Origin of the sequence: Sinorhizobium psoraleae, from assembly GCF_013283645.1 — a bacterium.
GTDB lineage: Bacteria > Pseudomonadota > Alphaproteobacteria > Rhizobiales > Rhizobiaceae > Sinorhizobium > Sinorhizobium psoraleae.
The window spans coordinates 572,668-592,182 of record NZ_JABEKV010000003.1; the positions used below are offsets into that span (position 1 = coordinate 572,668).

Genomic DNA, 19,515 nt, shown 5'->3' on the forward strand with positions numbered 1-19,515 from the left:
TCAATAATCAACCGCGTAATATTTCGCCTCCATGAATTCCAGAATGCCCGTCACGCCGCCCTCGCGGCCAAGGCCGCTCTGTTTAACGCCGCCGAAGGGAGCTGCGGGGTCTGACATCAGGCCCCTGTTGATGCCGAGCATGCCCGTTTCGATGCGCTTGCCTACCTTCATCGCACGTTTGAGGTCGCGCGAGTAGATGTACGCGGCGAGGCCATACTCCGTATCGTTTGCAAGGCGGATCGCCTCGTCGTCGCTTTCGAACTTGTAGACAGGCGCGACCGGCCCGAAGATTTCCTCACGTGCGATTGACGCGTTTACGGGGACGTTTTCGAGTACAGTCGGGGGATAGAAATAGCCGTTTTCCATAAGCGGTTTGCCGCCGGTGGTCGCCCGCGCACCCGCGGCGAGTGCGTCGGAGACGAGCCGGTCGATCTTGCGGACGGCGGTTTGCGTGATCATCGGTCCACATTGCGTCTCGGGATCGTAGCCGGGACCGATCTTCAGTGCCATCATCCGCGCAGTGAGGCCGGCGACGAAGGCATCATGGATGCCCGCCTGGACATAGAAACGATTGGCGGCAGTGCAGGCTTCTCCAGCGTTTCGCATCTTTGCGATCATCGCACCGTCGAGTGCCGCCTCGAGGTCAGCGTCGTCGAACACGATGAAGGGCGCATTGCCGCCGAGCTCCATCGAGCAACTGACGACCGACTTGGCGGCTTCGGCAAGAAGAACGCGGCCAACGCCGGTCGAGCCGGTGAAGGAGAGCTTGCGAACGCGTGGATCGGCGAGCATCGCATTCGTTATTCCGCTTGGGTTGCTTGTGGTCAGCACGTTGACGACGCCAGGCGGGACGCCCGCCTCTTCGCCGAGACGGGCCATGGCATAGGCCGTCAGCGGCGTCTCCGAGGCAGGTTTCAGGATCACCGTGCAGCCAGCGGCAAGGGCAGGTCCGATCTTGCGGGTCGCCATCGCGGCGGGGAAATTCCAAGGTGTGATCAGGACGGCGATGCCGATCGGCTCATGGTCGACGAGGATATTGTGCGACCCGGAGGGGGTGCGTCGGAATTCGCCTGGAATGCGGGTCGCCTCTTCAGCGTACCAGCGGAAGAATTCGGCGGCATAGGCGACTTCGCCGCGCGCGTCGGGCAGAGCCTTGCCATTTTCGAGTGCGATGAGCGTTGCAAGCTCCTCAGCGTGCTGCGTCATCAGCTGGAACCAGCGTCGCAGGATTTCCGATCGCTGGCGAGCGGGAGTGGAGCGCCACTCGGCGGCAGCGGCATCCGCGGCATCGACGGCGCGCCGTGCATCCTCGATAGAAGCGTCGGCAACCTCGGCCAGCAGATTACCGGTCGAAGGATCGAGAACGGTTATACCGCTGCCGCTTTGCCATTTGCCGCCGATGTAGAGGCCCTCGGCATGCAGGGCAGGATCGGCGTAACCGGAAAACTTGGCATGGAACGTCATGAAGGGGTCCTTTCGACTCAGTTCAGGCTGCAGCGATCGCCGAAATAGGCGGCGGCAACGAGGTTGCGCATCTCGTGCGGGTTCAGCGGGCGGGGATTGTTCTGGATGAGGCGCGCAATGCCCAAGCTTTGCTCTGCCACCCAGTCGATCCGGTCTTCCTCAAGGCCGAGATCCCGCAGCGTGGCGGGAATGCCGATGCGTTCAAAGAGCGAAACGAGGGCAGGTATCACGTCATCCGGTCCGTTGAGTCCGGCCGCAAGCGCGATCTTCGCAAGTTCGTCACGGATGAGTGGCGCGTTCCAAGTCATGACATAGGGCATGAGGCAGGCGACGCCGAGGCCATGCGCCGTATGGGTAAGCGCGCCGACGGGGTACTGGATGGCGTGGGCCGCGGCGGTGCCGGCCACGCCGAATGCAAGGCCGGCAAGAGTTGCGCCAAGCATCACCTTTTCACGCGCGCCGCGGTCGGCGCCGTTCTTGCAGGCCGTTTCCAGCCCCTGCCACAGGAGGCCAATGGCGCCAAGGGCAAAATGGTCGGAAAGCGCGTTCTTACCGACGAAGACGCGCTGCTGCGCGATGCCGGGAACGGGCTCGCGCCGGATCGCGGTGAAGGCTTCGATCGCATGTGTCAGGGCGTCCGCGCCGGCGATTGCCGTCAGGCCAGGCGGGCAGGAGAGGGTGAGTTCCGGGTCGCAGATCGATACCGCCGGGATCAGGTGGGGGCTGGAAATGCCGACCTTCAGGCTGCGCTCGGCATCCGAAAGCACGGCGACGGGCGTCACCTCCGAGCCGGTGCCGGCGGTGGTGGGGATGGCGATCAACGGCATCACAGGTCCCGGCACGGTATGTTCGCCATAATAGTCCTGCGGCCGTCCGCCGTGGGTAAGGAGGAGGGCGACGCATTTTGCCATGTCGAGACATGACCCGCCACCGATGCCGATGACGAGGTCAGGAGCAAAGACCTTGGCCCGTGTAGCGCTGGCGATGGCCGATTCGACCGGGACGTCCGGCAGGGTGGAACTGTCCACCATAACCGCGAGCCCTGCTTCTTCGAGTTGCCGCACCAGCGCGAGCAAATCGGCATCCGCGGCAAGGCGCGTGTCCGTGACGACCAGCGCGCGTTGGCCGAGCCTGGCGGCGATGCCGCCAAGGGCATGGCGCTGCCCGGCGCCGAAAAGCAGTTCGCGCGGCGCCCTCAGTATGCCGAATAGGTTCATTCCGTGTCTCCTCGCTGAATTCAAGCGGCCTCGAGGGCCGTAAGGTGTTCGAAAAGCGGCTGCGGCAGTTCGATCCCGGTTTTCGCGGTTGCAGCGCGACGTGCTCGTGCACCATCGCCCGGAATGGCGACTGGTTGGGTGGGGTCGAGCGGGCGGGATAGGCGCAGGCGGTCGAGATAGGCGGCAAGTGCTGCTGTACTACCCGAACCTGCCGACGGATCGATCAGAATGACAAGGTCGCCTTTGTTGGCGGGGTGAATGTCGTCGAGCGTTCCATGTACGTCAGGTGCGAGATCGGATCCGGCAAGCGCCGCGACCAGAAGCTCGATCGCAAGACCCAGGCCATATCCCTTGGCGTCGCCGAAGGGCGCGATCGCTCCTGCCTTTGCTGCGTGCGGATCGGTTGTCGGGCGACCGTCTCGGTCCATTGCCCAGCCGGGTGGGATCGGTAGGCCGCGCATCGCATGGCTGTTGATCTTGCCCATGGAAACGACGCTGGTTGCGAGATCCAGCACGAAAGGATCGCCATCAGCAGGAATGCCGATCGCGATCGGATTGGTGCCGAGCATGGCTTGCGTTCCGCCGTATGGGTGCACGAGCGCTTCGCTGGTCGACATGACAATACCGATCAGGCCGTCGCTTGCGGCGGCCTCCGCATAATAGGCAAGCATTCCGATGTGATTGGCGTTGCGGATCGCAGCAACGGCGAGCCCAGTCTCCTTCAGGGCGCCTTGCATGACGCGCATGGCGTTCATGACCACAACCGGGCCCAGGCCGCCTTCGCCGTCGATGCTCAGAAATGCATCTCGTTGCCAGGTTCCGTTTCCACGCGTTGTGGGATTCGCCAGTCCGTTATCCAGGCGGGAAAGAAGCAACGGCAGGCGTTGCAGGCCGTGGGAGGGCAATCCGCGCAGTTCGGCCTCCAAGAGGAGGTCTGCCTGAAGGCGAGCGGAGTCGGCCGGAACTCCCCGCTTTTCGAGCAGAGCCACGGTCAAATTCCTCAGCCGAGTAGGCGGGAGCTTCATTTCAAATCCTATATCAGATCCTATACGATATTATATTTGACATACGATATCTTATTTGCAACAAAAGATCGCATGTCAATAAGCAGTCGGAGAATCGAAGTGACAAATGCAGCGGCGCGGGAAGGCAGGGCGACCGGCATACGCCCGATGAGCGTGGTCGATGGCGTCTATGACAGCATCTATCACCGGCTGATGTCGCTTGAAATTGCGCCTGGTGCACGCATTCCGATTGATGTCCTCGCTCGCGAACTCGGCGTTTCGCAGACGCCGATCCGCGAGGCCCTGAGCCGTCTGGAACGTGAGGGCCTTGTTCGCAAGGAGCATCTGATCGGCTATAGCGCAGCCCCTCAATGGACGCGCAAGCAGTTCGAAGACCTCTATGCTTTTCGCCTGCTGATCGAACCCGAAGCTGCCCGGCTTGCCGCGATCAATATGACTCCTGAGGCGCTCCAGCAGCTCGAGAATTCCGCCGCCGACATGGGCCACGGCGAGGCGCCTGTCGATCGCAACACGCGCTACTCGCGCTTTGCCCGCGCCGATGCGCAGTTCCATGACGCGATCTTGAAAATCGCCGGAAACGACGTGATCCGCAGCACTTTGTCGAACCAGCATGTCCACCTGCACATCTTCCGGCTGATGTTCCACACCCGGGTGACTCAGGAGGCGCTCGAGGAGCATGAGAACCTGCTGGCTGCCTTCCGGGCGCGCGATCCGCAGGGCGCATATGATACCATGCGCGTCCACATCGAACGCTCGCGCGACCGCTTGCTTTCGGCTTTCGAATGAACGCGGTCCCGTCTCCCAATCCGGTCGTGGCGCCGCCAAACCCGGCTGTTGCCGCGCTCAGGGCCGAAGGGCTTGGCAAGGCCTATGGTCTGATCACCGTCCTGTCGGACGTCACGCTTGAGATTGAAGCCGGGGAGGTTCACGCCATTATCGGTGAGAACGGCGCCGGAAAATCGACGCTGATGAAGCTCCTTTCCGGCCATGTCGCCCCAACGGCCGGCCGCCTGCTCATGGAGGGGAGGTCGGTTGAGTTCCGAAATGCGGTGGAAGCCGAAAATGCCGGCATCGTACTCGTGCATCAGGAAATCCTGCTCGCTGCCGACCTCACGGTTGCGGAAAACCTGTTTCTGGGACGCGAGGTCGGCCGCGGTCTGATGGTCAACGACCGGGCGATGAACCGACGCGCGGCCGAACTGCTCGCGCGGGTCGGTTCAACGGCCCGGCCGCGCGACCGTGTGGGTGAACTGCCGCTCGCCCAGCGCCAGCTCGTGCAGATCGCGCGCGCCCTTCTGGATGAGCGCAAGGTCATCATCTTCGACGAGCCGACTGCGGTTCTCGCAAACGACGAGGTGGCGGCGCTGCTCGACATCGTACGCAGCTTGCGCGACCACGGGGTTGCGGTGCTCTACATCTCCCATCGACTAGACGAGGTTCAGGCGCTTGCCGACCGCATCACCGTGCTTCGTGACGGCCGCATGATCGGGACCTGGCCGGCGGCAGGCCTCGGGCAGCGTGAAATGGCGGAACTGATGGTCGGGCGAGAGCTGGACATGCTCTATCCGCATAAGCGACCTGCCACGACCGCTGCTCCAATTCTGTCGGTCACCAACCTTGCCGTCGACAACGGTTCGCAGAGGGTCTCCTTCAGCGTTAGCCCCGGCGAAGTGCTGGGTATCGGCGGCATGATCGGGGCGGGTCGTACCGAACTGATCGAGGGCCTGATTGGCCTTCGTCCGTCAGAGGTGGAAAGCGTCGTCCTGAACGGCCGGGAGATCGGGAACCGCTCCGTCCGTACCCTAATGGACGCCGGCCTCGTCTACCTGACCGAGGACCGCAAGGGCAAAGGCCTGCTCCTGGAGGAGAAGCTCGGCCCTAACCTCACCCTGCAGGCGCTTGATACGATCAATCCGGGTGTCTTTCTGGACAAGCGGGGAGAGCTTTCCTGCCTTCAGAAGGCGGTCGTCGATTACGATATTCGCGTGCGCTCGCTGCGCCTTGAGGCCAGCAAGCTTTCGGGCGGGAACCAGCAGAAGCTGCTTCTTGCCAAGGTCATGATGGCCGATCCCTCCGTGATCATCATCGATGAGCCGACGCGCGGAATCGACATCGGCAACAAGAGCCAGATCTATGACTTCATCGACGGGATGGTGCGCGCCGGCAAGGCCTGCATCGTCATCTCGTCGGAAATGCCGGAGCTCGTGGGCCTTGCCGACCGCGTGCTGGTGATGCGGGCCGGGAGGATCGCCGCCGAGCTTCGCGGCACTGATATCAATGAGGAAAATGTCGTCTACGCCGCCACGACCGGGGGGCATGCAGACGTCGGGGAGGAGAAACATGACCGTAGCGACAGTAACAATCGCGCCCACGGATGACGGAGCGCGCTTTCGCTGGGCCGATCTGGCGCCCTTCATCGCCCTTGCGGTGATCGTGCTGTTCGGGGCGCTGGTGAATTCAAACTTCGTGTCGTCGGCCAATCTCATCAACGTTATCACGCGGAGCGCCTTCATCGCGATCATCGCGGTCGGGGCGACATTCGTGATCTCGTCCGGCGGGCTGGACCTGTCGGTGGGTTCGATGATGGCCTTCGTCACCGGCCTCATGATCATGGTGATGAACTATCTCGCCCCGGCATTCGGAAACTGGGCGATCCCGATGGGAGCGGGCGTGGCGCTGCTGGTCGGATCGCTATGCGGCCTCTTCAACGGACTCATCGTGACAGTCGGGCGAATAGAACCTTTCATCGTCACGTTGGGCACGATGGGCATTTTCCGCGCCTTCATCACCTTCATGACCGATGGCGGCTCGTTGCCGATCGATCGCAGCCTCCGGGAAGCCTATCGGCCGGTCTATTTCGGCAGCATCTTCGGTATCCCTTATCCGGTGCTCATCACCTTCGTCGTCGTCATGCTTGGCGCCTTCCTGCTCTACAAGACGAAGTATGGCCGCCGCTTGACATCGGCGGGATCCAATGTCGAGGTCGCGCGCTTTTCCGGCGTCAATGTCTCTGCCGTGCGCACCGTTGCCTACGTCATCCAGGGCGTCTGCGTCTCCGTCGCCGCCATCTGCTATGTGCCGCGGCTCGGCGCGGCGACGCCCACCACCGGGCAGCTCTGGGAACTGCAGGTCATCACTGCAGTCGTGATCGGCGGCACCCTGCTCCGCGGCGGGCGGGGGCGCATTGGCGGCACAGTGGCCGGCGCCCTCATCCTCGAGGTGATCGCCAACGTCACGGTTCTGTCGGACATGGTCTCGGAATATCTCGTCGCCGCCGTTCAGGGAGCGATCATCATCATCGCCATGCTGGCGCACCGCTTTACTGCCAACCGCTGAAAACAGCACCGACTTCAAAGGAGGAGAAAATGAAGTCTGTTATCCATAAGGCTGGACTCTTGTTATCGACGGCTACCCTGGTCCTCGCTCTACCGCTAGGCAGCACTCAGGCCCAGGAGAGGAACGTGACTGTCGCCGTCTCGATTCCGGCCGCAACGCATGGATGGACCGGAGGGGTCGTCTACCATGCAGAGCAGGCTGAAAAAGAGGTCGAGGCTGCGTTTGCAAATGTAGACGTCGTGCTGTCGACCGCGTCGTCGGCGACCGCGCAGGTCTCGGCGCTCGAAGATCTATCGGCGACCCGGAAGCTCGACGCGCTGGTCATCCTGCCCTTTACGTCGGAGGAACTGACGGGGCCGGTCGAGCAGATCAAGGAAAAGGGCACCTTCATTTCCGTGGTCGACCGTGGCCTCGCCGACCCAACGATCCAGGACCTCTATGTCGCTGGCGACAACATCGCCGTGGGTGCCAATACGGCGCGCTGGCTTTCCGACAAGCTAGGTGGCGAGGGCGAGATCGTCGTGTTGCGCGGTATCCCGACCGTCATCGACGACGAACGCATAAAAGGCTTCTCGGACGTCATCAACAAGACGAACATCAAGATCCTCGATATCCAGTATGCCAACTGGAACCAGGACGAAGCCTTCAAGTTGATGCAGGACTATCTAGCAAAGTACCCGAAGATCGATGCCGTCTGGGCCAACGACGACGACATGCTGCTCGGCGTGATCGAGGCCGTCGATCGTGCGGGTCGCAAGGACATCAAGTATGCGCTCGGCGGCAACGGCATGAAGCAGGTCATCGAAATGGTGAAGGAAGGCAACGAGCGCACACCGGTCTCGACTCCCTATCCGCCGTCGATGATCAAGTCGGCCATCTACATGACAGCGGCACAATTCGCTGGGCAGGCGCCCATGCGCGGTTCATTCCTGCTCGGTGCGCCGCTGATCACCCCGGAAAACGCCGACCAGTTCTATTTCCCCGATTCCCCATTCTGATCCGAAACGGTGCCCGGCCGGCCGCCGGGCACTCGTCCGAAATTCATGACAACAGGAGACACGACATGACCGGCAAGAAGATCCTCATGCTGACCGGCGAATTCACCGAGGAATACGAAATCTATGTCTTCCAGCAGGGAATGGAGGCGGTGGGCCATACGGTGCACGTCGTTTGCCCGGACAAAAAGGCCGGCGACCGCATCAAGACCTCCCTGCATGACTTCGAAGGCGACCAGACCTATACGGAAAAGCTCGGCCACTACGCCGACATCAACAAGACGTTTTCCGAAGTGCGGGTCGACGAATATGACGCGGTCTATGCAGCGGGCGGCCGCGGCCCGGAATACATCCGCACAGACAAACGCGTCCAAAACATAGTCCGCCATTTTCATGAGACGGGCAAGCCGATCTTCACAATCTGCCATGGCGTGCAGATCCTCATGGCCGTGCCTGGCGTGCTGGAAGGCCGCAAAGTCGCGGGTCTTGGCGCCTGCGAACCGGAGGTGACGGCTGTCGGCGGCACCTACATCGACGTGAAGCCCACCGAGGCCTATGTCGACGGCAACATGGTCTCGGCCAAAGGGTGGACGGGCCTTGCGGCTTTCATGCGCGAGTGCCTGAACGTGCTGGGCACGAAGATCACGCACACGTAGTCGATTGACCTGAGATCGATAACAGCTTCGCCCTCGGGTGGTCGGCCCGAGGGAGTTTTGCGCAGCCAAAGCCAGTTTGCGGGGTGCGGTCCGCTGTACCAAGTGCAGTTTTATCGTGTGATCTGCTCCATGTTCGCTGACCTGGGAAAAACGTTCGCCGGCTCGAACCTTCAAGACCCTTGAATGATAGGGTCGGCGGTTCGAATCCTGACAAGGCGACGGATGCATAGTCGACTCCCGAGCTGCGCTGTAGCAGGACGGATTCAAATTCTGGGGTGTCGATCCGCTCGCGCAAAAGGCGCTCGTCCAGCGTCAGGAACGGATGGATGATGTTGGCGTCGACTCGCCTCGCGCCACAAAGAACCAGACAATCACCTGTTTCTTCCGTCCTTGTGACCAAACCGCGTTTCAAGATAGTTCACCCCGAAAGAGACGACATCTTGCGCATCGAGCAGGTAGGAACGTGCGTCTCCCACTTGGCCTTCGCGATGCCGCCCCTGCGAGACGTACGCTTTCGCGATCGTCTCGACTTCATCCGGTTCTCCGTCAATGGCGAAGCAATCGAGGATGCCGTTCGTATCGAAGTCTTCAGCGGTCTCCCAAATTACTTCCCCGTTCGGTCCAAGCATCGGCATCTCATAGGTCACACGGCGTTTGCCCGGGATATCGGCTATCGCCTCTGCGTAATGCAGCACGGTGACCGTATCGAGGGGAGCTCCAAGCAAGAGCACTTTTCCGCCGCGCCGGACAAAGCGTTCGACAGGAGAACCGCGGCCCAGAGCATGGCCCAGTCTGTGCGGCTCGATCAGCTCTTTCGCAAGCGCGCCGATGGCTATCAGTGACGCATCGGGATGCGCACTGCGCAATGCGCCGGGCGTCTCGGCCAGGAACTGGTTCAGCAGACCGAAACCACGATAGGTTCGGGCGGTCGCGGGATCGAACGGCGGCCAGTTGCGCCGCACCTCCTCCGCCATCTGAGCGCCGTTCAACGTCTCCTCATAGGGAGACCGATCCCAAGAGGCATAGCCCATCAAGGTCCCGGTTGGTCCTATGGCATCACGCAGCGCTGCAACCACGCTTTCGGCCCCTCCTTCGACCACGCCAATCGCCTTCAGCGAGGCATGCACCATCACGGCATCGCCTGTCTCTATGCCGAGCGCGTTGAGGTCCGATTTGAGTGTCGTCCTGTTCGTCACGTGGGTCCTCAGCTGTATGGTGACCGGCACTGCTCATGCGCCATCACAGGGCTGATAGGTGTTATCGTATGCCCGATACGACCGACAATGATCAAACGCCCACCGAATATGCGCGGCCATAAGACCTCGAACCGGCGCCACCGGACGCGCGATTGCAACTCCAATGATCATACCGGCGGCAAATACGGCGGGAGGAAACAGTATTCCCTATGGCGGCGGTAGCCGGGGCGAGCGACTACGATGCCGCGATATCCGTTAAAGATCAGCCCGATATCCTCGAAGCTCGCGCGCAAGGGCCTAGTCGGATCTGGCGATCGCACGCGAGCGGTTTGCCCCGTGCGATCGCCAGATCGTCAGTGCCAGATCGTCAGTGCCAGATCGTCAGTGGTTGTGCCGCGGCGGCGTCTTGGAGATTTTACGGAACTCGTCCGCCTTCCTGATCGTCGCGCCGTCGGCGAGCTGGGTCACGGTCTGGCGGTAGATCATCTGCCAGGGAGTGGCGTCCTCCGGTACCTTCGGAATACCCTCGGCCTTCCGGCGCTCGATCTCGGCATCGTCCACCAACATGTCGCAGAGGCCTTCGTTGAAGTCGATGCGTATGGTGTCGCCGGTGCGTACCCAGGCAAGGCCGCCGCCGGCCGCGCTTTCGGGCGAGGCGTTCAGGATCGACGGGCTGTCAGCCGTGCCGGACTGGCGGCCGTCGCCGATCGTCGGAAGGCTCGTGATGCCGCGTTTCAGCAGGTGATCCGGCGGCTGCATGTTGACCACTTCGGCCGAGCCGGGCCAACCCCTGGGACCGCTGCCGCGGATCACCAGGATGCAGTTCTCATCGATTTCGAGCGAGGGATCATTGATCCGCTTGTGGTACTCCTCAGACCCGTCGAAGACGATCGCGCGACCCTCGAATACGCCCTCGCGTCCCGGCTCCTGCAGGTAGCGCTTGCGGAAGCCGTCGGAAACGACGCTCATCTTCATGATGGCGAAGTCGAAGAGATTGCCCTTGAGGACGAGGAAGCCGGCGCGTTCGCGCAGCGGCTCGGCAAAAGGCCTGATCACTTCGCGGTCGTCGGATTCGCGGCCTTCGAGGTTTTCTGCCATGGTCTTGCCGGTCACCGTCGGACAGCTGCCGTCGATCTTGCCGGCCTTGAGCAGTTCCCACATGATTGCGGGCACACCGCCGGCACGATGGAAACGTTCGCCGAGATAGGCACCCGCCGGCTGGACATTGGCGAGCAGGGGTATGTCGTAGCCATGAACCTGCCAATCGTCCGGGTTGAGCGTCACTCCCGCGTGCTTGGCCATTGCCATCAGGTGCGGCTGAGCATTGGTCGAGCCGCCGATGGCGGAGTTGACCTTGATCGCGTTCAGGAACGCCTCGCGCGTCAGGATGTCGGATGGCTTGACGTCTTGAAGTACGAGCTCAACGGCGCGGCGGCCGGTGCGATAGGCCATCTGTCCACGTTCGCGGTAGGCTGCCGGGATCGCCGCACAGCCGGTCAGCGACATGCCAAGCGCTTCGGCCATGGCGTTCATCGTGGACGCCGTACCCATGGTGTTGCAATGACCGACCGAGGGAGCGGAATCGAGGGCCGCTTCGAGGAACTCCTCGCGGGTTATTTCGCCGGCGGCATATTTGCGGCGCGAACGCCAGATCACGGTGCCGGAGCCGACGAGATCGCCGTCGTGCCAGCCGTCGAGCATCGGTCCGCCGGAGAAGACGATGGCCGGAATGTCGACAGTCGAGGCGGCCATCAATGCCGACGGGGTGGTCTTGTCGCAGCCGGTCGTCAGGATCACGCCATCGAGCGGATAGCCGTAGAGGATCTCGACCAGCCCGAGATAGGCGAGGTTGCGGTCGAGCGCCGCCGTCGGCCTCTTGCAATTCTCGAACAGCGGATGGGTCGGGAACTCGATCGGAATGCCGCCCGCATCGCGGATGCCGTCGCGCAGGCGCTTCGCCAGCTCCAGATGGTGGCGGTTGCAGGGGTTGAGATCGCTACCCGACTGGGCGATGCCGATGATCGGTTTGCCGGACCGCAGCTCTTCCGGTGTGGTGCCGTAGTTCATGAAGCGCTCCAGGTAGAGCGCGGTCAGGTCCAGGTGCTCGGGGTTATCGAACCAGTCCTGCGAGCGCAGCCGCCGGGTTACCTTCCTGTCGTCGGTCATTGATCTTTCTCCCGTTCTCTTCCGTTGACCTTCTCCAGATGCAACAGAAGCGCGCTGTGATCCTTTTCGCCGCCGCCATCGGTGACGAAGTCACGGAATTCGCTCCGTACCATGGCCGTCAATGGCAATTCCAGATCGAGGAGATCGGCCATGGCGGCAACCGCATCCAGGTCCTTCAGCTGCAGCCGAGATGGACCACCGGGGGCGAAGGTGCGGTTCACCATGCGGGCGCCGTGCAGGTCAAGAATCCGACTCTCGGCGAAGCCGCCGCGAATGGCGTCGCGGAAACTGCCGCGATCCGCGCCGCCGGCTTCCACGAGGATCATCGCCTCTGCAACCGCGCCGATCGTGATGGCGACGATCTGCTGATTGGCCAGCTTGCAGACCTGGCCGGCGCCGGCGGGGCCGACATGCGTGACGCGGCCAAGGGCGGCAAAGACGTCCGTAAGGCCGGAGATAACCTCGGCGTCGCCGCCGGCCATGATGGCGAGTGTCCCGGCTTCGGCGCCGACGACGCCGCCGGAGACCGGGGCATCGACGTGGGCGACGTCGAACTCGGCGAGGCGGGCGGCGTGATCGCGGGCGATCGGCGGGGCGATCGACGAGGAATCGACGACGGTCGCGCCGGCCTTCAGGACTTCGGCGACGCCGGCTTCGAACAGAACTTGGCCAACCGCGTTTCCGTCGCTCAGCATGGTGAAGATGATGTCGGCATCACGCGCAGCGTCGGCGGCCGTGGCGGCGAGGCTTGCGCCGTCGGTCGCGAGCGCTTCGGCCTTGGAGGCGTCACGGTTCCAGACGGTGACGGGAAAACCTGCCTTCAGCAAGCGGCGCGCCATCGGCGCGCCCATGAGTCCGGTGCCGAGAAAGGCAATGCGCCGGGACGCATTCGCTCTGTCCGCGGTCATCAGAGCTTGGCTCCCAATTCGTCCTCGATGTGGACCTTGATGATCTCGTCGAAGGATTTTTCAGCGGTGAAGCCGAGTTCGGTGGCGCGCTTGGCTTCGAAACCGGGCGCCCAGCCGGCGCACATGCGCATGATCATCTCGTCGGGCTCGCGACGGATGAGCGACACGGCCTTCTCGCCGGCGACGCGGCGCAGAGCGTCGATCTGTTCGCCGACGGCGGCGCTGAGGCCCGGCATGGAAAGGTTGCGGCGCGGGCCGACCTTTTCGACATCGATGGTCGCACCGTGGATCAGGAAGCCGACGGCCGAGCGCGGCGAGGCGTGCCAGTGGCGGACGTCCTCGGAGACCGGAAGTACGGCTTCCTGGCCGACCAGCGGCTCGCGCAGGATGTTGGAGAAGAAGCCGGAGGCGGCCTTGTTGGGCTTGCCCGGACGGATGCAGATGGTCGGAAGGCGGATGCCGATGCCGTCGAAGAAGCCGCGACGCGAATAGTCCGACAGCAAGAGTTCGCAGATGGCCTTCTGGGTGCCGTAGCTGGTCAGCGGCGTGGTGTGAAACTCGTCCGGAATCGGATAGGGCAGGGGAGCGCCGAAGACGGCGATCGACGAGGTGAAGACGACACGCGGCTTGTAGCCGTCCTCCCCGTGGGCGATGCGAATCGCGTCGAACAGGTAACGGGTGCCGTCGAGGTTGATGCGGTAGCCCTTGTCGAAGTCGAGTTCGGCTTCGCCCGAGACGATGGCGGCGAGGTGGAAGATCACGTCCGGCCGTCTGGCGACGAGGCGCTCCGCTTCGCCGGCAGCCGAAAGATCGACGGTTTCAAGGACGGTCGTGCCGGTGAAACCAGCCGGCGCTTCCGGGGTGACGACGTCGACCAGCGTCATCGCTTCGATGGCGCGGCCGTCCAGGTTTGCGTCCTTTGCAAGACGTGCAGCGAGCTTGCGACCCACCATGCCGGCGGCGCCGATGATCAGAATGTGCATGTGATTACCTCCTCCATGCTTTCGTTCCCACCTTCCGACGAAAGTGCGAACCACTCAGCCGAAAAAAGACATTGTAAGGTTGTCTGATAACCTTATATGGTGCATTTGAAAACAGAATAATTGGCATCCCGCACAGGTCGTCAGCGCCGGGGCCGGGAGGGACACGTGAGCGTGAGTATCCAGTCATATCAGCAGAAATTCGTGGACGCCCTCGGAGCGGACCTGGTTCTCCTCGGGGAAGAGGTGGAGCGCTATTGTCGAGACTGGCACGGCGATGTGACCACCGGAGCGATCGCCGTTCTTCGTCCGCGCTCTACCGAGGATGTCTCGAAGGCGGTGCGCATCTGCGCCGAACTCGGCGTCGCGATCGTGCCGCAGGGCGGCAATACCGGCCTCGTGCTGGGTGCCACGCCGGATGCGCCGGAAAGCCAGGTCGTGCTCAGCCTCGAGCGCATGAATGCCATCCGTCGGATTGACGTCGACGATTTTTCGGCCGTCGTCGAGGCGGGCGCTATCCTGTCCGAATTCAAGGACAAGGTCGCGGAAGCCGGAATGTTCTTCCCGCTCGCGCTCGGTGCGCAGGGGTCCTGCCGAATCGGCGGCAATGTCTCCACCAATGCCGGCGGCATCAACGTCCTGCGCTACGGCATGACCCGCGAACTGGTGCTGGGGCTGGAAGTCGTTCTGCCCGACGGTTCGGTTTTCGACGCGTTGTCGACGCTGCGCAAGGACAATCGCGGCATTGATCTGAAGCAGTTGTTCATCGGGGCCGAAGGTACCCTCGGGATCATTACGGCGGTCGCGGTGAAGCTGATGCCGATGCCGGATCAGGTGGCCACCGCACTTCTGGGATTGAATTCGCTCGACGACCTGATCGCGCTCTACCGCCGTGCCCGTCGCGACTGCTGCGACCTCCTGTCGGCCTTCGAGTTCATGCCGCCGCTCGCCTTCAAACTGGCGCGCGAGGCGATGCCGGACCTCGCCATGCCGATGTCGGGCGACCACGCGGCCTATGCGCTGCTCGAAATCTCGGGCTCGGGGCTGGTCGACGTGTCGGATCTGATGGAACGTTTCCTCGAAGGTGTCATGGGTGACGGTCTCGTGGTCGACGGGGTAGTCGCCACGTCCAAGGCGCAGTCCCGCAATCTCTGGCTTTTCCGCGAGGCCATGAACGAGGGCCAGGCCAAGCGCGGTCCGCACTTGCGCACCGACGTTTCCGTTCCGCTGTCGCGGCTCGCCGATTTCGTGCGCGATGCTGAGAAGGCCGTCCATGACGCGCTTCCGGAATGCGTCTGCGTCTCCTACGGCCATGTCGGCGACGGCAACGTGCACCTGAACGTGCTGCCGCCGGGTGACCTGCCGCGTAGTGAGATCGATGCGCGGATCTACAAGGCGAAGAAGATCATCAACGAAGTGCTCGACGGCTATCACGGCTCGATCAGTGCCGAGCACGGCATCGGTCGCCTGAAGAAATTCGACTTCGACACGCGTCTGTCCGAGGTTCGGCGCAAGCTGCTGACCGCGGCGAAGACGGCGATCGATCCGGATCTTCGGATGAACCCCGGTTGCCAATTGAGTTTCGCGAGGGATTGATAGAAAACCCTCACGTGACGCGGAGGAGGCGGGACGTAAAGATCATGGAATTCGGACATATCAGGCGAAGTGAACATCTGCCGGCGCGCATTGCCGGTCAGATTGCGCGCGACATCACGGAAGGCCGGATGCGTCCCGGCGAGAAGCTGCCGACCGAACACTTTCTGGCCAAGGCGCTGGGCGTGAGCCGGTCCGTGGTGCGCGAGGCGATTGCCCAACTCCGCAACGAAGGACTGGTCGAGACGCGCCAGGGTGTCGGTGCCTTCGTCACCGAGGCCCACGCACGGCCGATCCGTATCGAGCAGGATGACCTGGCCGACCGCCAAAGCTTCCGCGACCTCTTTCAGTTGCGCGTGCCGCTGGAGATCGAGGCCGCAGGCCTGGCCGCGCTGCACCATACGGCCGACGATCTTCGGCGTATCGACGAGGCGCTCGCCAGCATGAGCGGCGGGGAAAAGTGGACGGCGGAAGGCATCGTTGCCGACCTTGTATTTCACCGCGCAGTCGCTGCCGCCACCGGAAACGAATACTTCTCGGTCTTCATCGGGTTCATCGCGGAGCGCATCAGCCTGGCGATCGATGCCGCGCGGGCGGCCGCGGTTCTCGAGGAGATCGTCGAGGTGACGATCGAGGAGCATGTCGCCTTGCGCGATGCCATTGCCAGCCGGGATCCGAAGCGGGCGCGGAAAGCGATGAAGATGCACCTGTTGGGGGCGGCGAAGCGGCTCGACCTGACGCTCGAGGGCTATGAGGTCGCATCTGATTAAACTCGAGGCCAGGTATCGTCGAAAGTCCGCCAAAATGGTGGTGAGAACCTCATTCGTGGGGGCTTTTTGAGCAAGCCGTCATTTGAATGCTGGACAGTGCGACGGAGTCCGACTAAAACGATTGAGGAGCGTTGTCAGACACCCTGACAATAAGGCAAGGCAGCAGGAGGCCGCTGCCTGGGAGACATTCAAAAAGGGAGGATGGACTTGGTTTCCAAGCATTCACTATCCGCAGCCGTGATTTTGCCGGAAGATGCAGCGCAGGCCGTTCTGGTCGGGCGCGTGTGGTCGAAGGCCGGCGACGGCCCTTGCCCGGTACTGCTGCGCGATGGACGCTTGCTTGACCTGACAACCATCGCCGCCACCGTTTCCTTCCTGTTCGAGCAGGATCGGCTGGTCGACAGGCTGAAATCCGCGACCGGTCTTGCCGATCTCGGCTCTCTCGACGATTTCCTCTCCGGCAAGGCGGGCGAACTTCTGGCGCCGATCGACCTTCAGGCGATCAAGGCGGCCGGCGTCACCTTCGCCGACAGCATGCTCGAGCGGGTGATCGAGGAGCAGGCCAAGGGCGATTCCTCCCGGGCACGCGAAATCCGCGAACGGCTGGCGCCGGTGCTCGGCGACAGCTTGCGCGGTCTCGTGGCCGGTTCGGAGCAGGCGGCGAAGGTCAAGGCGCTGCTGCAGGACATGAATCTCTGGTCGCAGTACCTCGAAGTCGGAATCGGCCCCGACGCCGAGATCTTCACCAAGTCGCAGCCCATGTCCTCCGTCGGCTGTGGCGACACGGTCGGCATTCATCCGATCTCGCAGTGGAACAATCCCGAGCCGGAAGTCGTGCTCGCAGTTCGCTCCGACGGCACGATCCTCGGCGCCACGCTCGGCAACGACGTGAACCTTCGTGATGTCGAAGGCCGTTCTGCCTTGCTGCTCGGCAAGGCGAAGGACAACAATGCGTCCTGCTCGATCGGCCCGTTCATTCGCCTGTTCGACGAGAACTTCACCATCGACGACCTGCGCAAGGTTCGCGTCACGCTGCTCGTCAAGGGCGAGGACGGTTTCGAGATGAACGGCGAAAGCCCGATGGAAGCGATCAGCCGCAGCCCGGAAAACCTGGTATCGCAACTGCGCAACCGCAATCACCAGTACCCGGACGGCGCGGTGCTGTTCCTCGGCACCATGTTCGCGCCGGTGAAGGATCGCCGCGGCGTCGGACAGGGCTTCACGCACGAAGTGGGCGACCGGGTGGAAATATCGACGGCGAAGCTCGGACGCCTGGTGAACTGGGTTGATCGCTGCGATGCCTGCCCGGAATGGACCTTCGGGGTCGGCGCCCTCATGCGAAACCTCGCCAAGCGCGGCCTCTTGTAATTTTCGAATAGGGGAGGACCGAGTGCAAAAGGCAATCGATCTATTCTACAAAGTTCTCGAATTCCTGCTGATCATCCTTCTTTCGGGGATGGCGGTCATGGTTTTCGTCAACGTCATCATGCGCTACGCCATGAATTCCGGCCTGACCGTGTCGGATGAATTGGCGCGTTACTTCTTCGTCTGGGTGACCTTCATCGGCGCCGTGGTGGCGTTCCGAGAACACGGACACATGGGCGTGGAGACCCTCGTGGCACTGTTTGGCCGCAAGGGTCGCATTATCTGCATGGCCGTCAGCAACATCGTGATCATCGGCGTTTCCGCCATCTTCTTCTGGGGCACCTGGAAGCAGCTCCCGATCAACTGGAGCATGAGTGCACCGGTGACGGGCCTTTCCATGGGCTTCGTTTACGGCATCGGCTTCTTCACTGGCGCCGGCTGCGTGATCATCGCCCTGGAACGCCTCATTCGCCTTCTGACAGGTCGCGTGACCGAGGAAGAACTTGCCGCCTTTGCCGGCGAAAACATGTCCCTCGAACATCTGGCCGAGCGTAGCTGATGACTCTTCTCGTATTTATTGCCTCCCTCTGCGGCGCCATGGCCATCGGCGTGCCGGTTGCTTTCGCCCTGATGTTCTGTGGCGTCGTCCTCATGTGGTTCATGGGGATGTTCAATAGCCAGATCATCGCGCAGAACATGATCATCGGTGCCGACACCTTCACGCTGCTGGCCATCCCGTTCTTCGTTCTCGCCGGCGAGTTGATGAACTCGGGCGGCCTGTCCAAGCGCATCATCGAGTTCGCGATCGCCTGCGTCGGTCACATTCGTGGCGGTCTCGGCATCGTGGCGATCATGGCTGCCGTCATCATGGCGAGTATTTCGGGTTCGGCCGCTGCCGACACCGCTGCCCTTGCCGCGATCCTGATCCCCATGATGGCGAAGGCCGGCTACAACGTGCCGCGTTCCGCAGGCCTGATCGCGTCCGGCGGCATCATTGCCCCCGTCATCCCGCCGTCCATGGCGTTCATCGTGTTCGGCGTGTCGGCCAACGTATCGATCACCCAGCTCTTCATGGCGGGTATCGTACCTGGCCTTCTGATGGGCCTGTCGTTGATCCTCACTTGGCAGTTCGTCGTACGCAAGGACAACATCCAGCCGCTGCCCAAGGCTCCGATGTCCGCACGTCTCAACGCGACCGGGCGCGCCGCCTGGGCACTCGGCATGCCGGTGATCATTCTCGGCGGCATCAAGGCCGGGGTCGTGACGCCGACCGAAGCTGCCGTGATCGCGGCCTTCTATGCCCTGTTCGTCGGCATGTTCATCTACCGCGAACTGAAGCCGCGCGACCTGCCGAAGGTCATCCTGCAGGCTGCCAAGACAACTGCGGTCATCATGTTCCTGGTCTGCGCGGCGCTTGTCTCCGCGTGGCTGATCACGGCCGCGAACATTCCGAATGAGATCACAGGCTATATTGAACCGCTGATCGACCGTCCGAAGCTCCTGATGTTTGCGATCATGATCCTGATCCTGATCGTCGGCACGGCTCTCGACCTGACGCCGTCGATCCTGATCCTCACGCCGGTACTCATGCCGATCATCAAGCAGGCGGGCATCGATCCGATCTACTTCGGCGTGATGTTCGTCATGAACTGCTGCATCGGCCTGATCACCCCGCCGGTGGGCGTCGTTCTGAACGTCGTGAGCGGCGTCGGTCGAGTTCCGCTCGGAAAGGTCACAGTCGGCATCCTGCCCTTCCTGCTGGCCCAGACGGCGCTGCTGATGCTGCTCGTACTGTTCCCTGAAATCATCACCGTACCCGCCCAGTGGCTGCGGTGATGGACAAC

Annotated in this window: 17 protein-coding genes; 10 read left to right on the plus strand and 7 right to left on the minus strand. The window is 62.5% G+C overall.

Annotated elements, in window-relative coordinates:
* Genes ILFOPFJJ_RS18435 through ILFOPFJJ_RS18445 form a run of 3 tightly spaced genes read right to left on the minus strand, consistent with a single transcriptional unit; the run spans window position 1 to window position 3,706 of the window.
* Window positions 1-1,464 carry an NAD-dependent succinate-semialdehyde dehydrogenase gene (locus ILFOPFJJ_RS18435; RefSeq protein ID WP_173512003.1) on the minus strand — a complete coding sequence of 488 codons (1,464 nt, stop codon included), beginning with the start codon at window positions 1,462-1,464 and terminating at the stop codon, window positions 1-3.
* Window positions 1,465-1,481: 17 nt separating this feature from the next.
* On the minus strand, window positions 1,482-2,681 hold the full coding sequence (locus ILFOPFJJ_RS18440; protein ID WP_173512004.1) for an iron-containing alcohol dehydrogenase: 1,200 nt from the start codon (window positions 2,679-2,681) through the stop codon (window positions 1,482-1,484).
* Between the two features lie 20 nt (window positions 2,682-2,701).
* Complete coding sequence (locus tag ILFOPFJJ_RS18445; protein WP_173512005.1) at window positions 2,702-3,706, minus strand: Ldh family oxidoreductase; 1,005 nt, start codon at window positions 3,704-3,706, stop codon at window positions 2,702-2,704.
* 93 nt (window positions 3,707-3,799) lie between these two features.
* Between ILFOPFJJ_RS18445 and ILFOPFJJ_RS18450 the strand changes: the two genes are divergently transcribed.
* The 5 genes from ILFOPFJJ_RS18450 (at window position 3,800) to ILFOPFJJ_RS18470 (ending at window position 8,693) form a co-directional block, all read left to right on the plus strand.
* The gene (locus ILFOPFJJ_RS18450) at window positions 3,800-4,492 is read left to right on the plus strand and encodes a GntR family transcriptional regulator (protein ID WP_376741435.1); all 693 of its coding nucleotides are present in this window, start codon (window positions 3,800-3,802) and stop codon (window positions 4,490-4,492) included.
* Window positions 4,489-6,084: a sugar ABC transporter ATP-binding protein gene (locus ILFOPFJJ_RS18455; protein ID WP_173512006.1), complete on the plus strand. Its 1,596-nt coding sequence runs from the start codon at window positions 4,489-4,491 to the stop codon at window positions 6,082-6,084. The genes ILFOPFJJ_RS18450 and ILFOPFJJ_RS18455 overlap by 4 nt, the downstream gene beginning before the upstream one ends.
* Window positions 6,047-7,042 (plus strand): ABC transporter permease, encoded by a 996-nt coding sequence (locus ILFOPFJJ_RS18460; RefSeq protein ID WP_173512007.1) that lies wholly within the window; start codon window positions 6,047-6,049, stop codon window positions 7,040-7,042. Before ILFOPFJJ_RS18455 ends, ILFOPFJJ_RS18460 begins: the two co-directional genes overlap by 38 nt.
* 29 nt (window positions 7,043-7,071) lie before the next feature.
* Entirely contained in the window at window positions 7,072-8,040 is a 969-nt protein-coding gene (locus ILFOPFJJ_RS18465; RefSeq protein WP_173512008.1) for a substrate-binding domain-containing protein, read from the plus strand.
* Between the two features lie 65 nt (window positions 8,041-8,105).
* Entirely contained in the window at window positions 8,106-8,693 is a 588-nt protein-coding gene (locus ILFOPFJJ_RS18470) for a DJ-1/PfpI family protein (RefSeq protein WP_173512009.1), read from the plus strand.
* Window positions 8,694-9,064: 371 nt separating this feature from the next.
* Here the strand turns inward: ILFOPFJJ_RS18470 and aac(3) are convergent, their stop codons facing one another.
* From aac(3) to denD, 4 genes are all read right to left on the minus strand, one after another.
* Complete coding sequence (gene aac(3), locus ILFOPFJJ_RS18475; RefSeq protein WP_173512010.1) at window positions 9,065-9,889, minus strand: aminoglycoside 3-N-acetyltransferase; 825 nt, start codon at window positions 9,887-9,889, stop codon at window positions 9,065-9,067.
* A 381-nt stretch (window positions 9,890-10,270) separates the two neighbouring features.
* Window positions 10,271-12,055, minus strand: a complete 1,785-nt coding sequence (locus tag ILFOPFJJ_RS18485) for an IlvD/Edd family dehydratase (protein ID WP_173512011.1) — start codon at window positions 12,053-12,055, stop codon at window positions 10,271-10,273.
* Window positions 12,052-12,963: an NAD(P)-dependent oxidoreductase gene (locus ILFOPFJJ_RS18490; RefSeq protein ID WP_173512012.1), complete on the minus strand. Its 912-nt coding sequence runs from the start codon at window positions 12,961-12,963 to the stop codon at window positions 12,052-12,054. The genes ILFOPFJJ_RS18485 and ILFOPFJJ_RS18490 overlap by 4 nt, the downstream gene beginning before the upstream one ends.
* Window positions 12,963-13,946, minus strand: a complete 984-nt coding sequence (denD, locus tag ILFOPFJJ_RS18495) for a D-erythronate dehydrogenase (RefSeq protein WP_173512013.1) — start codon at window positions 13,944-13,946, stop codon at window positions 12,963-12,965. Before denD ends, ILFOPFJJ_RS18490 begins: the two co-directional genes overlap by 1 nt.
* Before the next feature lie 201 nt (window positions 13,947-14,147).
* On the opposite strand from denD, the gene ILFOPFJJ_RS18500 reads away from it, so the two are divergent.
* The 5 genes from ILFOPFJJ_RS18500 to ILFOPFJJ_RS18520 all read left to right on the plus strand — a co-directional run bounded on the left by ILFOPFJJ_RS18500 (window position 14,148) and on the right by ILFOPFJJ_RS18520 (window position 19,507).
* Window positions 14,148-15,539, plus strand: coding sequence for an FAD-binding oxidoreductase (locus ILFOPFJJ_RS18500; RefSeq protein WP_376741436.1), 1,392 nt, complete (start codon window positions 14,148-14,150; stop codon window positions 15,537-15,539).
* 44 nt (window positions 15,540-15,583) lie between these two features.
* Entirely contained in the window at window positions 15,584-16,306 is a 723-nt protein-coding gene (locus ILFOPFJJ_RS18505) for a FadR/GntR family transcriptional regulator (protein WP_173512015.1), read from the plus strand.
* Window positions 16,307-16,513: 207 nt separating this feature from the next.
* Window positions 16,514-17,674 (plus strand): fumarylacetoacetate hydrolase family protein, encoded by a 1,161-nt coding sequence (locus tag ILFOPFJJ_RS18510; RefSeq protein ID WP_376741427.1) that lies wholly within the window; start codon window positions 16,514-16,516, stop codon window positions 17,672-17,674.
* 22 nt (window positions 17,675-17,696) lie between these two features.
* Window positions 17,697-18,230 carry a TRAP transporter small permease gene (locus ILFOPFJJ_RS18515; RefSeq protein ID WP_173512017.1) on the plus strand — a complete coding sequence of 178 codons (534 nt, stop codon included), beginning with the start codon at window positions 17,697-17,699 and terminating at the stop codon, window positions 18,228-18,230.
* Entirely contained in the window at window positions 18,230-19,507 is a 1,278-nt protein-coding gene (locus tag ILFOPFJJ_RS18520) for a TRAP transporter large permease (RefSeq protein ID WP_173512018.1), read from the plus strand. The genes ILFOPFJJ_RS18515 and ILFOPFJJ_RS18520 overlap by 1 nt, the downstream gene beginning before the upstream one ends.
* Window positions 19,508-19,515 lie beyond the last annotated feature (8 nt).